The organism is Streptomyces sp. NPDC037271, assembly GCF_055603605.1.
On the sequence record NZ_JBVJVN010000001.1, the window covers coordinates 827,837 to 841,388 of the forward strand.

The following is a 13,552-nucleotide window of genomic DNA, read 5'->3' on the forward strand; positions in this document are numbered from 1 at the left end:
GCGACCGATGACGACCATCGCCAGGGCAACCGACACCCTCACGCGCGACGCGCTCACCGTCCTCCAACCCGGATTCACCGGCACCACCGCCCCCGACTGGCTGCTGCGCCGCCTCGGCGAGGGCCTGGCCTCCGTCGGCCTGTTCGGACGCAACATCGCCTCGGCCGAGCAGCTGGCCGCGCTGACCGCGCAGCTGCGCGCCGAACGCGAGGACGTCCTCGTCGCCATCGACGAGGAGAGCGGCGACGTCACCCGGCTGGAGGTGCGCACCGGCTCCTCCTTCCCCGGCAACCTCGCCCTCGGCGCGGTGGACGACGTCGGGCTCACCCGGGAGGTGGCCGCGGAACTGGGCCGCCGGCTCGCGGCCTGCGGCGTCAACCTCAACTGGGCCCCGTCCGCCGACGTCAACTCCAACCCGGACAACCCGGTCATCGGCGTGCGCTCCTTCGGCGCCGCCACCGACCTGGTCGCCCGGCACACCGCCGCCTACGTCACCGGCATGCAGTCGGCGGGCGTGGCCGCCTGCACCAAGCACTTCCCGGGCCACGGGGACACGGCCGTCGACTCCCACCACGCCATGCCGCGCATCGACGTGGACGCCGCGGTGCTGGCCGAGCGTGACCTGGTCCCGTTCCGCGCGGCCATCGCCGCCGGCAGCCGCGCGGTGATGAGCGCCCACATCCTGGTTCCGGCCCTGGACCCGGACCGACCGGCAACGTTGTCCCACCGCATCCTGACCGACCTGCTCCGCGGCGAACTGGGCTTCGACGGCCTGATCGTCACCGACGGCATGGAGATGCGGGCCATCGCGGGCACCTACGGCATCGAACGCGGCAGCGTCCTGGCGGTCGCGGCCGGCGCCGACGCCATCTGCGTGGGCGGCGGCCTGTCCGACGAGGACACCGTACGGCGGCTGTGCGACGCGCTGGTCGCGGCCGTCCGCTCGGGCGAGCTGCCCGAGGAGCGCCTGGCCGACGCGGCGGAACGCGTCCGCGCCCTGGCCCGCTGGACCACCGCGCACCGGACGGACGCCCCGGGTGCGGAGGCCGCCGGCGGGCAGGGGGACGGGGACGTGGGCCTGCGTGCCGCCCGGCGCGCCGTGCGGGTCACCGGCGCCGAGGGCTTCACCCCCCTCACCGACCCGCCGTACGTCGCCGCCCTCACGCCCGTCGCGAACATCGCGGTCGGCGACGAGACCCCCTGGGGCGTCGCCGCCGAGCTCCTCCGCATGCTCCCCGGCACGGAGACCGGCAGCTTCACCGGACCGGACGCCGGGAGGGAGGTGCTGGCCGCGGCCGGCCCGCGCCGCGTCGTGGCCGTGGTCCGCGACGAGCACCGCCACCCCTGGATGGCGGCGGCCCTCGACATCCTGCTGGCGGCTCGCCCCGACACGATCGTGGTCGAGATGGGCGTCCCCGGCGCCGAGCCCCGCGGCGCCCTCCACCTGGCCACCCACGGCGCGGCCCGCGTCTGCGGCCGGGCGGCGGCGGAGGTCATCGCGGGGGTGTAGCGGGTACGCCCGCCGGTACGACGCAGGCGCCGGGTCCCTCGACGGGAGCCGGCGCCTCGGCCGGTGCGGGCGGGGTCCGGCCGCGCCGCCCGGGGCGCCGGGCGGGCCGGTCCGGGGGCGGTGGGACGCGGAAGGCCTGGGACGCGGAAGGCCGCACCCCGTGAGGTGCGGAGCCGGGCCCGGGGGTGCCCAAGAGGCGTGGAGCGGGACTTCTTCGTGCGCGCGGGCTCACCCGTCGGTACGACGAAGGGCGCCCCCGCGATGGCGGGGGATCGGCGCCCTTCCTGCACGCGGGCCGCGCGGCCTTTTCGGCCGGAGCAGGCTCAGATGCCCTGCCAGTCGGGCTTGTGGGCGTAGGTGTGCCGGAAGTAGTCGGCGAGCTTCAGCTTGGAGGCCGCGGCCGTGTCGACGACGACCGTGGCGTGCGGGTGGAGTTGCAGCGCGGAGGCCGGGCACACGGCCGCGACCGGACCTTCGACGCTCGCGGCGACCGCGTCCGCCTTGCCCTCGCCGGTGGCGAGCAGCACCACGTGCCGGGCCTCCAGGATGGTCCCGATGCCCTGCGTCATCACGTGGTGCGGCACCTGCTCGATGTCGCCGTCGAAGAAGCGCGCGTTGTCGACGCGGGTCTGCTCGGTGAGCGTCTTGATCCGGGTTCGCGAGGCGAGCGAGGAGCACGGCTCGTTGAACCCGATGTGCCCGTCGGTCCCGATCCCCAGCAACTGGAGGTCGACCCCGCCGGCCTCGCCCAGCGCCCTGTCGTACGCCTCGCACGCCCCCTGCACGTCCTCGGCGGTGCCGTCGGGGCCCATGAACGCGTCCATGCCGATCCCCAGCGGCTCGAGCACCTCGCGCCGCAGTACCGAACGGTACGACTCGGGGTGCTCCGCGGGGAGCCCCACGTACTCGTCGAGCTGGGCGATCCGCGCCCGCGCCGTCTCCACGGCACCCGAGCGCACCTTGGCCGCCAACGCCTCGTACACGGGCAGCGGAGTCGAGCCGGTGGCCACCCCGAGCAGGGCGTCGGGCTTGCGCCTGAGCAGCTGCGCCATGGCCTCGGCTATGAGCTCGCCGCCCGCCTTGGCGTCCGGAACGATGACAACTTCCACGCTTGCCTGCCGTTTCGAAGAGAGGGCTCACCCGGGGCCCGGGACTGGCCGTGTGGTTGGACTGGTTGACGCTATGTGGTTTAGACCAATCTAACAGAGCCGGGCCCCGTGGGCGCGTTGAACCGGTCGGGCGGGTGGCCGTGCCCGGCGGGTGTCATCCCGGTGTCACGTCAGCGACCCTCCCGTCGCGTCCACCCAGCTTCCCGTGACCCACCGGCCCCCGTGCGAGGCGAGGAACGCGACCACGTCGGCCACCTCGGCCGGCGCCCCCACTCCGCCCAGCGCGGAGAGCGCCGCCGCCCGCTCCCAGCCGTCGGCGGTCCCGTGCAGCAGCTCTGCTGTGTTGTCCGTGTCGATGATGCCGGGCGCCACCGAGTTCACCGTGATGCCGCGGGTGCCCAGGACCTTGGAGAGGTCACGCGAGAACACGTCCAGCGCGCCCTTCGTCATCGAGTACGCCATGTTGTCCGGCATCGCCGCGGTGCGGGCCAGCCCCGACGAGATGTTGATGACCCGGCCGCCGTCGCGCAGCCGGCCCATGCCGTGCTTGAGGATGAAGAACGGCGCCTTCACATTGACCGCGAAGACCGCGTCGTACTCCTCCTCCCTTATCTCTCCGATGGGCCGGGTGGTGCCGATGCCGGCGTTGTTCACCAGGACGTCCACCCCGTCGGCGTGCCGGTCGAACTCCTCCCACAGCGCCTCAGCGGCCCCCGGAGCGCTCAGGTCGGCCGCGATCGCGAACGCCGAGCCGCCTGCCGCCTCGATCGCTGCGACCGCCTCCTTCGCCGCCGCCTCATTCCTGCCGTAGTGCACCGCGACGCGTGCGCCGTCCCGCCCCAGCCGCTCCGCGATCCCTCGCCCGATGCCCCTGCTCGCCCCCGTGACGAGAGCCGTCCTGCCCGTGAGAACCCCCTGCTGCACGCCCATGCCGGCGCCCCCTCCGCATTTGACTAGTGGTCGCTACAGAAAAGACCGTACAACAGCCCGGCGGCATTTCTCTAGTGCCCGCTATAAAATGCACTCCATGGTGAGCAGTGAGAAGACCGGACAGGCGGGGGCCCCGGCCGGCGGTGCCGCGGCGAGGACCCGTGGCCGCCCCCGCTCCTTCGACCGCGCGACGGCCCTGGAGAAGGCGCTCATGGCCTTCTGGGAGCACGGATACGAGGCCACGTCGGTCTCCGACCTCACCCGGGCCATGGACATCGGCGCCCCGAGTCTGTACGCCGCCTTCGGGGACAAGCGTTCGCTCTTCGAGGAGGTCGTCCAGGAGTACGGCGTGCGGTACGGCTCCTTCGGCGCCCGCGCCCTGGCCGAGGAGCCGACCGCCCGCGCGGGGGTGGAGCGGATGCTGCGCGAGGCCGCCGTCGAGTACACGGCCCCCGGCCGGCCGCACGGGTGCCTCGTCATCCACGCCGCCGTCAACTGTTCGACCTCCGAGGTCGAGGAATCCCTGCGGGCGCGGCGCAACGCCAACATCGCCGGGATCGAGGACAGGATCGGCGCCGACGTCGCCGCGGGGGTGCTGCCGCCCGGCACTGACGCGGCCGCCCTCGCCCGGCACACCGGCGCCATGATCCAGGGCATGTCCCAGCAGGCGCGCGACGGTGCGAGCCGGGCGGAGCTGGCGGCGCTCGCGGAAATTGCCATGGCCGTCTGGCCCCGTGTGTGAGCCAACAGGGTTAGGCTTTGGCCGACTGCTCGGGCGTCCGGGCAGCCGACGGACACGGGTATGACAAACCCTCGTCCGCCACATGGACACGATGAGTGGTCTAGTCCACAATGGCCACTGAGACACTTGCCGTGACATTCGTACGACGTGATCGTCGGGCTTCCGCCTTCCCCGCACAGGAGGGCGGACCGAGGAACCGGAGCTCTCTGCCCTGACTGCCCCGGCTCCTCATCCTTCGGCCGACCGGGACCGCACACCCCACGGCCGTTGTTGCTCCGGGCTGCGGTGCCGGGAGGGCTGAGGGTCCCTCTCAGGCGCCGCGGCCCGCGGGTGTTCCGGGGCGGATCCGGCGCCGACGACGGTGGGATCCGGTTGGTTTCCAGCGCTGTCCGTACCGCCAGGTACGCTCAGCCACGTGCCCTCCATGAACGAACTCGTACGCCAGCACACCGCACTCGACGTCTCCGACCTCGAGTGGCTCCACCTGCTGGTCTCGGAGTGGCAGCTCCTCTCCGACCTCTCCTTCGCCGACCTGGTCCTGTGGGTCCCCACCCGCGACGGCACGCGTTACGTCTCGGTCGCCCAGATGCGGCCCAACACCGGACCCACCTCGTACCAGGACGACATGGTCGGCCACCTCGTTCCGCGCGGCCGCCGTCCCATGCTCGACGCCGCCCTGGACGAGGGCCGGATCGTGCGCGAGGGCGACCCGGAGTGGCGCGAGGAGGTCCCGGTCCGCGTCGAGTCCATCCCCGTACGACGGCAGGGGCGCGTTCTGGGTGTCATCGCCCGCAACACCAACCTGCTCACCGTGCGCACCCCGAGCCGCCTGGAGCTCACGTATCTGCAGAGCGCCTCGGACCTCGCGCAGATGATCGCGGCCGGCTCCTTCCCGTTCGAGAACCAGCAGCTCGACATGGACGCCTCGCCCCGCGTCGGCGACGGCCTGATCCGGCTCGACGCGGACGGCATCGTCCAGTACGCCTCCCCGAACGCGCTGTCGGCCTACCACCGCATGGGCCTCGCCGCCGACCTGGTCGGCCATCACCTCGGCCGGACCACCGCCGAACTCGCGCCGTCCCGCGGCCCGGTGGACGAGGCGCTCGCCAAGGTGGCCAGCGGCTGGGCGCCGCGCGAGTTCGAGATCGAGGCGCACGACGGGGTGATCCAGTTCCGCGCCATCCCCCTCAAGCCGAAGGGGACGCGCATCGGTTCGCTGGTCCTCCTGCGCGACGTCACGGAACTGCGTCGCCGTGAACGCGAGTTGATCACCAAGGACGCCACCATCCGGGAGATCCACCACCGGGTGAAGAACAACCTCCAGACGGTGGCGGCCCTGCTGCGTCTCCAGGCCCGGCGCATCGAGTCCGACCGGGGACGCGAGGCGCTCGAGGAGGCCGTCCGTCGGGTCGGGTCGATCGCCATCGTGCACGAGACCCTGTCCCAGACCCTGGACGAGCGCGTGGAGTTCGACGAGATCGCCGACCGCGTGCTGGCGATGGTGGCGGAGATCTCGCCGGGCAAGGTCACCGGCCGGCGCACCGGCCGCTTCGGCATCCTGGACGCCGAGGTCGCGACCCCTCTGTCGATGGTGCTGACCGAAGTTCTGCAGAACGCCCTGGAGCACGGCTTCCGCGAGGGCGACACCGGCACGGTCGAGGTCTCCGCGGTCCGTGGCGGTACGACGAAGGAGGCCCGGCTCCTGGTCACCGTCCAGGACGACGGCGTCGGGCTGCCCGCGGACTTCGACCCGCACCGCTCCGGCAACCTCGGCCTGCAGATCGTCCGCACCTTGGTGGAGGGCGAGCTGGGCGGAGCCTTCGACATGGTCCCGGCGCCGGAGCGCGGCACCCGGGTGATCCTGGACATCCCGGTGACCACGGAGAAGTAGCCGGCGCCGGCGGGGGAGCGGCCGGCCCGCGGAGAAGCAGCCGACGGGCCGGACAGCAAAAAGCCCCGGACCGGTGAAGGTCCGAGGCCAGTGCTCGTGCGATCGCATCGGGGTACTGCGCGCTGCGGCTCGGGAGCGGGGGGTTGCGTACTCGCTGTCTACGGAGTAATGCCGTCAGGCACACGCGCCACCAAGCTCAGGCTGTCAGCAGGGGTGGGGTCAGGCGGAGGCCTGACGAGCCCGGTTACGGGCGGCACGGCGCTTCATTGCGCGGCGCTCGTCCTCGCTGAGACCACCCCAGACGCCGGAGTCCTGGCCGGACTCGAGCGCCCACTGCAGGCACTGCTCCATGACGGGGCAGCGACGGCAGACGGCCTTGGCTTCCTCGATCTGCAGCAGCGCGGGACCGGTGTTGCCGATGGGGAAGAAGAGCTCGGGGTCTTCCTCGCGGCAAACGGCGCGGTGACGCCAGTCCATGGCTGCTACCTCTCCTTGGTATTACATGCAGGGATGCTTGTGAATGTGAACGCTTTCACGAATCCCTCAACAAGGGAAGGGCCCATCGCCAGGTTGCCCGGGCGTGGTCCTGTGGTTTGAAGAGGGGTTCCGGTGATCTGTGGAGGCCGATGTTGCGGGCCGTCCCGATCGCCAAGAAGAGACTCGCAAACCTCGGCGGCGGATACAACCCCTTCCGGAAAGTTTTTTTAGATTCTGCGGTGTCGACTAGGTCACAGCCGTACTTCCATGGGGTGGATCCTGGTCTAAACGTTCGAGTGAAAGGACTTTCGCCCCTTCTGCTCACACAATCACACGCAGTGCACGGCGAACGCCTGTGAACGTCACGCTTGTGCGCAGCCCCAGGTGGTCACCGTCCATCTGGAGGGGGAGTGGCACCTTCGAATGCAAGGTGAACTCGGTCATGTCGTGCAGGGAGACGGCGTGCCGGCCCCGGGGGCCGCGCTCGGGGGACGAAGTGAGCAACTGGGTGCCATACCGGGCAACCGCCGCCGTCGACAGGCGGCTGAGGCCGAAGACGTCGAGCCCGGTGTCGAACGAGGCCTTGGGCGAGGCGTAGATCGGGCGATTGCCGAGGAACGTCCAGGGGCACGTGTTCGAAACTATGGACAGCACCAGATCGGTGACCGGATCCTCGCCGGCCCGCTCCAGGGTGATCGTTCCGCTGCGGCGGTGCGGCTCGCCGATGAGCGCGCGCATCACCTGGCGGACGTAGAGGGCGTGTGTCGACTTCTTGCCGCGCTCGCGGTGCTGCTCGACCCGGCCTACCACGCCGGCGTCGAAGCCCAGCCCGGCGTTGAAGGTGAACCAGCGGGCCGGGGCCGCCGCGTCCTCCGAGCCGGGCGCGCCCGAGGCCAGGCCCAGTCCGACGGTCCGCTCGCTGCCCTGGCGCAGTGCGTCCAGCAGGGCGCCGGTCGCCTCCACCGCGTGGTTGGGCAGACCCAGCGCGCGGGCGAAGACGTTGGTGGAACCGCCGGGGACCACCGCGAGACCGGGCAGGTGCTCCGGGTCGGGGCCGGCGTGCAGCAGACCGTTGACGACCTCGTTCACCGTGCCGTCGCCGCCGAGCGCCACCACCAGGTCGATGTCCTCGCTCTGTGCCGCCTGCCGGCCGAGGTCGCGCGCGTGGCCGCGGTACTCGGTGGTGACCGCCTCGAGCTTCATCTCGCTCGCGAGGGCGTGGATCAGCACGTCGCGCGTACGCGCACTCGTGGTGGTTGCCGCCGGATTGACCACGAGAAGTGCACGCATGGTCTGCAGGGTACCTACTGGGGGGTACCCGGCCCAGTCCGAGGTGAGAACGCCGCGGGCGCGGGGTGCGCGTGATACGCCGGATTGTGCGCGTTGCGCCGGACGCGCCCACGGGCGCCGGCGTGCCGAGGGCTACCCTTCAGGGGTGAGCAGTGAGCAGAAACCCACCCCCGAAGCCGCCGAAGAGGCGGGCCCCCGTCCCGGCCGGCTGACCGCCGCGGCCTCGCTCGCCGCACTGGAGGGGCTGGCACTCGTCGCAGGGGGCGCCTGGATGCTGGTGGGAGGTCTTACCGGCCACCCCGACGACCGGACCTCGGCCATCACCGGCGGCGTCACCCTGATCGTCCTCGCCCTGCTGCCGCTGCTCGCCGCCCGTGGGCTGATCGGCCGGCGGGGCTGGAGCCGTGGGCCCGCCGTCGTCACACAGATCATGGCACTGCCGGTGGCCTACAACCTGCTGCAGGCCGACAGCGTGGCCATCCCGGCGGGCATCGTGCTCGGCGTCGTGGCCGTCACGGCGCTGGTGCTGCTCGTGAACCCCGCGACCACCCAGGCCCTTGGCATACGGGGACCCAGGAGCGCCGAGAAGTAACCGCTGTCCGGTGGCGACCGGGCCCGACGACAGCCCGGCGGTGACCGGGCGCCTGCGGCTACTCCTCGACCAGGAGTTTCTCCCGCAGCTGTGCCAGCGTGCGCGCCAGCAGCCGCGACACGTGCATCTGCGAGATGCCGACCTCCTGCGCGATCTGCGACTGGGTCATGTTGCCGAAGAAGCGCAGCAGCAGGATCCGTTTCTCCCGCGGAGGCAGGTCCTCCAGCAGCGGCTTGAGTGACTCCCGGTACTCGACACCCTCCAGGGCCTCGTCCTCGGCGCCCAGCGTGTCCGCGACCGCCGGGGACTCGTCGTCGGTGTCCGGGACGTCCAGGGACAGCGTGGAGTAGGCGTTGGCCGATTCCAGGCCTTCCAGGACCTCCTCCTCCGAGATCGCCAGCTTCTCGGCGAGTTCGTGGACGGTGGGGGAGCGGCCGTGCAGCTGCGAGAGCTCCGCCGTGGCCGTGGTCAGGGACAGCCGCAGCTCCTGCAGCCGGCGCGGGACGCGCACCGCCCAGCCCTTGTCCCGGAAGTGCCGCTTGATCTCGCCGACGACCGTCGGCGTCGCGTACGTGGAGAACTCCACACCGCGGTCGGGGTCGAAGCGGTCGACCGACTTGATCAGTCCGATGGTGGCGACCTGGGTGAGGTCGTCCAGGGGCTCACCGCGGTTGCGGAAGCGGCGCGCGAGGTGCTCGACGAGCGGCAGGTGCATGCGGACCAGCCGGTTGCGCAGTTCCGCGTACTCGGGGCTGTCCTTCGTCAGGGTGCGCAGTTCGGTGAACAGGAGGCGCGCCCCGCTGCGGTCCGTCGGGTCGTGCCGCGTGCCCTGCGCGCCTCGTGCGCCCGGCGCGCCGTCCTCGGAGTGTCGCTCGTGCTCGCTCATCGTCCCGCCCGTTGCCCTTTCCCGAGCCCGCGCCTCCGCTCGGACGGGCCGGACGGGGGTGTCCCCCGTCCGCGGCACCTCGCCCGGGGCGACGGCCCCGGGCGAGGTCTCGTCCTCCGGATGTGGCCGGGCCTGCTCGGGAATGCCGTCGATGCCGTCCGCCATGCGTCGGGCCTCGTTCTCAGAACGTGTGCCCTCGGCCGGCAGCTCCCCTGTGCCGCGCTCTTCGTCCCGCACCGGCCCGTCCCCGTTCCTCACGTCGGCCCGGGTCCCGCGCCGCGCTGTTTGTAGAGGCTGATCGAAACGGTTTTGTCCTCGTCCACGGCGGAGGAGACCTTGCCGGCGAGAGCGGACAGCACGGTCCAGGCGAAGGTGTCCCGCGAGGGGGCGTGGCCGTCCGTGGTCGGCGCCGAGACGGTGACCTCGAGTGAGTCGTCGACGAGGCGGAAGACGCAACTGAGCACCGAGCCGGGCACGGCCTGCTGAAGCAGGATCGCGCAGGCCTCGTCGACTGCGATGCGCAGGTCCTCGATCTCGTCGAGGGTGAAGTCCAAACGGGCTGCGAGGCCGGCCGTCGCCGTACGCAGCACCGACAGGTAGGCACCCGCGGCCGGCAGCCGGACTTCGACGAAGTCCTGGGTCGCGGGCTCGCCTGCGATCTGGGACACCCTCACCTCCAAGGTGGTACAAGCGTTACAGGGCCGAGGTCGCCCCTCGGGGTAACGCGATACGTGGTTCAGCGGTGACGTTATCGCGCTCCGAACTTTCCTGTCCCCGAGACCCCAACCCCTTGCTGTCACTCATAGTAAACACATGAACACGCACAGTGGCTAGGGGTTCGGCGGGCCCAAATCGGAAGAGCGCGCGCCGGGTTGACGTACCCAGGCGTCAGACGGTCGAACCGTCCTGCGGAGAGGTCACACGAGGACGTGGTCGACGAAGCACCAGCGCCAGTTCTCACCGGGCTCGAAGGTGCGCATCACCGGGTGGCCGGTGTCCTTGTGATGCGCCGTCGCGTGCTGCCTCGGCGAGGAGTCGCAGCAGCCGACGTGACCGCAGACGAGGCACAGCCTCAGCTGCACCGGATCCGTGCCCTCGGCCACACACTCCGGGCAGGTCTCGCTCCGCGGCTGCGGTTCCGGGTGCGGCAGCGCGTCGGCGTGCGTGCACTGTTTCATGATTGCCAGGTTACGTCGGGTGTGCGGAGAGCCGCGCGGAAAGAGGGCGGGCGAGGACGATGGACGTGATGCCGCTGCTGTTGCTGGTGGCGGGCAGCGCCGCGGTCGCCGCGGCGGGGCGGCGCGTGCCGGTGCCGCCGCCGCTGCTGCTGGTCGCGGCGGGCCTGGCGGTGAGCTACGTCCCCGGAGTGCCCGACTACACCCTCGACCCGCACATCGTCCTGCCGCTGCTGCTGCCCCCGCTGCTCCACACGGCGGCCACCGACAGCTCCTACCTCGGCCTGAGGGCTCAGATCCGGCCCGTGGCGCTGCTGTCCGTGGGCTACGTGCTCTTCGCCACCTTCGTGGTCGGCTGCGCCGCGTATCTGATCGTGCCCGGCCTGCCGCTGACCGCGGCCCTGGTGCTCGGCGCGGTGGTGGCACCGCCGGACGCCGTCGCGGCCACGGCGGTCGCGCGGCGCGTGGGGCTGCCCTCCCGGATCACCACGATCCTCCAGGGGGAGTCCCTGGTGAACGACGCCACCGCGATCACCGCTTTCCGGGTGGCGCTCGCCGCGGCGGTCGGTGAGGGTGCCACGTGGGCCGGCGGGATCGCGGAGTTCCTGATCGCGGCCGTCGGCGGGGTCGGTGTCGGGCTGGTGCTGATGGTGCCGCTCCACTGGCTGCGCACGCACCTGAAGGAGGCGTTGCTGCAGAACACGCTCTCCCTGCTGATCCCGTTCGTCGCCTACGCGGTCGCCGAGCAGGTGCACGCCTCCGGGGTGCTCGCGGTGGTGGTGGTCGCGCTCTATCTGGGCCACCGCGCGTGGGAGGTCGATTTCGCCACCCGTCTCCAGGAGGACGCGGTGTGGAAGATGGTCGCGTTCGTCCTGGAGTCCGCCGTGTTCGCCCTGATCGGACTCCAGCTGCCCGTCGTCCTGGACGGGCTCGGGGAGTACGAGGGTGCCGACGCCGCCTGGTACGCGGTCGCCGTCTTCGTGGTGGTCGCCGTGGCGAGATTCGTGTGGGTGTATCCGGCGACCTTCCTGCCGCGGCTGTCGGCACGTGTCCGCGCGCGTGAAGGGGACCTCTCCTGGAGGGGGCCGTTCGTGATCGGCTGGGCCGGGATGCGGGGCGTGGTCTCGTTGGCGATCGCCTTCTCCATCCCGCTCACCGTGCACGGCGGCGAGCCGTTTCCCGAGCGCAACCTCATCCTGTTCCTCACCTTCACCACGGTCATCGGCACGCTCGTCGTCCAGGGCGTCACCCTGCCGCCGCTGATCCGCCTGCTGAAGTTCCCCGCGCACGACGTACAGGCGGAGACCCTGGCGGAGGCCAACGCCCAGGCGCAGGCCTCCCGCGCGGCCGAGCAGCGCCTGGACGAGCTCCTCGCCGACGAGCGCAACGCCCTGCCGGCCCCGCTGGCCGACCGCCTCCGAACGGTCCTGGAGCGTCGCCGCAACGCCGTCTGGGAGCGGCTCGGGCAGGCCAACCCCGTCACCGGCGAGACCGTCGACGACACCTACCGACGGCTGTCCCGGGAGATGATCAGCGCCGAGCGGGAGGTCTTCGTCCGGCTGCGGGACGGCCGCTACATCGACGACGAGATGCTGCGTACCCTGCTGCGGCGGCTGGACCTGGAGGAGGCGGCGGCGTACCGGGAGGCGGCGTAGGGGCCCGCCCGCCGGCCGACCGGCGGTGCGTCGTGCGGCCGACGGGGCGGGCGGCCCGACGCGGCCCGCGTGACGGGACGCCACGCGGGCGTGCGCCGCCGGACACGGGAGGGGATCCCCGGCTCTCCGGGCCGCGCCCGGGTGGGCGGCCCAGAGGCCGGCCCTGCCCCGCCCGGACACGTCGCGGGCCGGGCAGCGTGGGCGGGGGTCCGGACCGCCGGACCCGCACGGCGCGGGATGCGCCGGGCAGGCCGGGGCAGGCGCCGGGGCGGCCGCGGAGACCTCCGGATCCCGGTGCTCGCGAGGCCGGGCGCGGCGGGCGCCGTGACGTCCGTCCGACGGGGGCCGCTCAGGGAAAGGGGCGGCCGGTGACGACCGCCGTCAGGGTCGTCCCACGGGGGAAGGCGCCCTCCTGGGTGAGGACGAGCAGGGCGTGGAGCATCTTGGCGACGTAGACGCGCTCCAGGGGGAGGTCGTGGCGGCGCTCGAAGTCCTCGGCGAAGGAGTCGAGCTCGGGAGTGGTGCGGGCGTAGCCGCCGCCGTGGAAGCGGTCGTCGAGGTCCCAGGAGCCGCGGGGCCCGCCGAACGCGAGGTCCTGGAGCCGTCGTATGTCGTCGGCCAGGAAGCCGCCCTTGAGCACCGGTATCCCGAGCACCCGGCGGCCCGGGGGGAGGCCGGCGGCCAGACCGGCGAGCGTGCCGCCGGTGCCGCAGGCGAGCGCGACCACGTCGGCGTGTTCGCCCAGTTCCGTGCCGAGGGCCCGGCAGCCGCGCACGGCCTCCGCGTTGCTGCCGCCCTCGGGGACGACGACCGCGTCCTCGGCGTCCACCGAGCGCAGGAGGGCGGCCAGAACCTCCGGTTCGGTCTTGCGGCGGTACGTCGAGCGGTCGACGAAGTGCAGCCGCATGCCGTCGGCCGCACACCGGGACAGGGAGGGGTTGAGCGGCCGGCCGGCCAGCTCCTGACCGCGCACCACGCCCACCGTGGAAAGACCGAGCAATCGGCCGGCGGCGGCTGTGGCACGCAGGTGGTTGGAGTAGGCGCCGCCGAACGTGACGACGGTACGGCCGTCCACCGTGGCGAGAATCGGCGCGAGTTTGCGCCATTTGTTGCCGACCAGCTCGGGATGGATCAGATCGTCCCGCTTCAGCAGCAACCGGACACCGTGACGCTCGAACCGCCCGTCGGCGGTCTCCTGCAACGGTGAGGGCAGGCGGGGGCGCAGGGAGGCGGGGCCGGAGGCGGTGTCGGTGCCGTTCACTCCGCCATTGTCACGCCCGCCGCGCGCGGCGCAC

At 72.2% G+C, this 13,552-nt stretch carries 13 protein-coding genes; 5 read left to right on the forward strand and 8 right to left on the reverse strand.

Going from position 1 to position 13,552, the window contains the following annotated elements:
• The first annotated feature begins 7 nt into the window (after nucleotides 1-7).
• Nucleotides 8-1,510, forward strand: coding sequence for a glycoside hydrolase family 3 protein (locus ACZ7G3_RS03800; RefSeq protein WP_470923063.1), 1,503 nt, complete (start codon nucleotides 8-10; stop codon nucleotides 1,508-1,510).
• Between the two features lie 323 nt (nucleotides 1,511-1,833).
• On the opposite strand, the gene nagB is transcribed toward ACZ7G3_RS03800, so the two are convergent.
• Nucleotides 1,834-2,619, reverse strand: a complete 786-nt coding sequence (gene nagB / locus ACZ7G3_RS03805; protein ID WP_426601005.1) for a glucosamine-6-phosphate deaminase — start codon at nucleotides 2,617-2,619, stop codon at nucleotides 1,834-1,836.
• Nucleotides 2,620-2,784: 165 nt separating this feature from the next.
• The gene (locus ACZ7G3_RS03810) at nucleotides 2,785-3,549 is read right to left on the reverse strand and encodes an SDR family oxidoreductase (RefSeq protein ID WP_470923064.1); all 765 of its coding nucleotides are present in this window, start codon (nucleotides 3,547-3,549) and stop codon (nucleotides 2,785-2,787) included.
• A 97-nt stretch (nucleotides 3,550-3,646) separates the two neighbouring features.
• Between ACZ7G3_RS03810 and ACZ7G3_RS03815 the strand changes: the two genes are divergently transcribed.
• Together ACZ7G3_RS03815 and ACZ7G3_RS03820 are read left to right on the forward strand one after the other, a co-directional pair.
• Nucleotides 3,647-4,291 carry a TetR/AcrR family transcriptional regulator gene (locus ACZ7G3_RS03815; protein WP_426601001.1) on the forward strand — a complete coding sequence of 215 codons (645 nt, stop codon included), beginning with the start codon at nucleotides 3,647-3,649 and terminating at the stop codon, nucleotides 4,289-4,291.
• Between the two features lie 415 nt (nucleotides 4,292-4,706).
• The gene (locus ACZ7G3_RS03820) at nucleotides 4,707-6,182 is read left to right on the forward strand and encodes a sensor histidine kinase (RefSeq protein WP_426600999.1); all 1,476 of its coding nucleotides are present in this window, start codon (nucleotides 4,707-4,709) and stop codon (nucleotides 6,180-6,182) included.
• 219 nt (nucleotides 6,183-6,401) lie between these two features.
• Here the strand turns inward: ACZ7G3_RS03820 and ACZ7G3_RS03825 are convergent, their stop codons facing one another.
• A complete protein-coding gene (locus ACZ7G3_RS03825) occupies nucleotides 6,402-6,659 on the reverse strand; it encodes a WhiB family transcriptional regulator (RefSeq protein WP_003973730.1) in 258 nt (85 codons plus the stop codon).
• A gap of 321 nt (nucleotides 6,660-6,980) precedes the next feature.
• Complete coding sequence (locus tag ACZ7G3_RS03830) at nucleotides 6,981-7,949, reverse strand: diacylglycerol/lipid kinase family protein (protein WP_470923065.1); 969 nt, start codon at nucleotides 7,947-7,949, stop codon at nucleotides 6,981-6,983.
• Between the two features lie 145 nt (nucleotides 7,950-8,094).
• Between ACZ7G3_RS03830 and ACZ7G3_RS03835 the strand changes: the two genes are divergently transcribed.
• Complete coding sequence (locus ACZ7G3_RS03835) at nucleotides 8,095-8,541, forward strand: hypothetical protein (RefSeq protein ID WP_470923066.1); 447 nt, start codon at nucleotides 8,095-8,097, stop codon at nucleotides 8,539-8,541.
• A gap of 58 nt (nucleotides 8,542-8,599) precedes the next feature.
• On the opposite strand, the gene ACZ7G3_RS03840 is transcribed toward ACZ7G3_RS03835, so the two are convergent.
• The 3 genes from ACZ7G3_RS03840 to ACZ7G3_RS03850 form a co-directional block, all read right to left on the reverse strand.
• Nucleotides 8,600-9,685 carry an RNA polymerase sigma factor SigF gene (locus ACZ7G3_RS03840; RefSeq protein ID WP_470923067.1) on the reverse strand — a complete coding sequence of 362 codons (1,086 nt, stop codon included), beginning with the start codon at nucleotides 9,683-9,685 and terminating at the stop codon, nucleotides 8,600-8,602.
• On the reverse strand, nucleotides 9,682-10,095 hold the full coding sequence (locus tag ACZ7G3_RS03845; RefSeq protein ID WP_003973726.1) for an ATP-binding protein: 414 nt from the start codon (nucleotides 10,093-10,095) through the stop codon (nucleotides 9,682-9,684). The genes ACZ7G3_RS03840 and ACZ7G3_RS03845 overlap by 4 nt, the downstream gene beginning before the upstream one ends.
• Nucleotides 10,096-10,344: 249 nt before the next feature.
• The gene (locus tag ACZ7G3_RS03850) at nucleotides 10,345-10,605 is read right to left on the reverse strand and encodes a UBP-type zinc finger domain-containing protein (protein ID WP_470923068.1); all 261 of its coding nucleotides are present in this window, start codon (nucleotides 10,603-10,605) and stop codon (nucleotides 10,345-10,347) included.
• A 59-nt stretch (nucleotides 10,606-10,664) separates the two neighbouring features.
• Between ACZ7G3_RS03850 and ACZ7G3_RS03855 the strand changes: the two genes are divergently transcribed.
• Nucleotides 10,665-12,257, forward strand: a complete 1,593-nt coding sequence (locus tag ACZ7G3_RS03855; protein ID WP_470923069.1) for a Na+/H+ antiporter — start codon at nucleotides 10,665-10,667, stop codon at nucleotides 12,255-12,257.
• Nucleotides 12,258-12,606: 349 nt separating this feature from the next.
• On the opposite strand, the gene ACZ7G3_RS03860 is transcribed toward ACZ7G3_RS03855, so the two are convergent.
• Nucleotides 12,607-13,518 (reverse strand): 1-aminocyclopropane-1-carboxylate deaminase/D-cysteine desulfhydrase, encoded by a 912-nt coding sequence (locus ACZ7G3_RS03860; RefSeq protein ID WP_470923070.1) that lies wholly within the window; start codon nucleotides 13,516-13,518, stop codon nucleotides 12,607-12,609.
• Nucleotides 13,519-13,552 lie beyond the last annotated feature (34 nt).

Coding starts and splice junctions, on each gene's coding strand:
- ACZ7G3_RS03800 (WP_470923063.1), top strand. CDS start 8: ATGACGACCATCGCCAGGGCAACCGACACCCTCACGCGCGACGCGCTC.
- ACZ7G3_RS03810 (WP_470923064.1), bottom strand. CDS start 3,549: ATGGGCGTGCAGCAGGGGGTTCTCACGGGCAGGACGGCTCTCGTCACG.
- ACZ7G3_RS03815 (WP_426601001.1), top strand. CDS start 3,647: ATGGTGAGCAGTGAGAAGACCGGACAGGCGGGGGCCCCGGCCGGCGGT.
- ACZ7G3_RS03825 (WP_003973730.1), bottom strand. CDS start 6,659: ATGGACTGGCGTCACCGCGCCGTTTGCCGCGAGGAAGACCCCGAGCTC.
- ACZ7G3_RS03830 (WP_470923065.1), bottom strand. CDS start 7,949: ATGCGTGCACTTCTCGTGGTCAATCCGGCGGCAACCACCACGAGTGCG.
- ACZ7G3_RS03850 (WP_470923068.1), bottom strand. CDS start 10,605: ATGAAACAGTGCACGCACGCCGACGCGCTGCCGCACCCGGAACCGCAG.
- ACZ7G3_RS03855 (WP_470923069.1), top strand. CDS start 10,665: ATGGACGTGATGCCGCTGCTGTTGCTGGTGGCGGGCAGCGCCGCGGTC.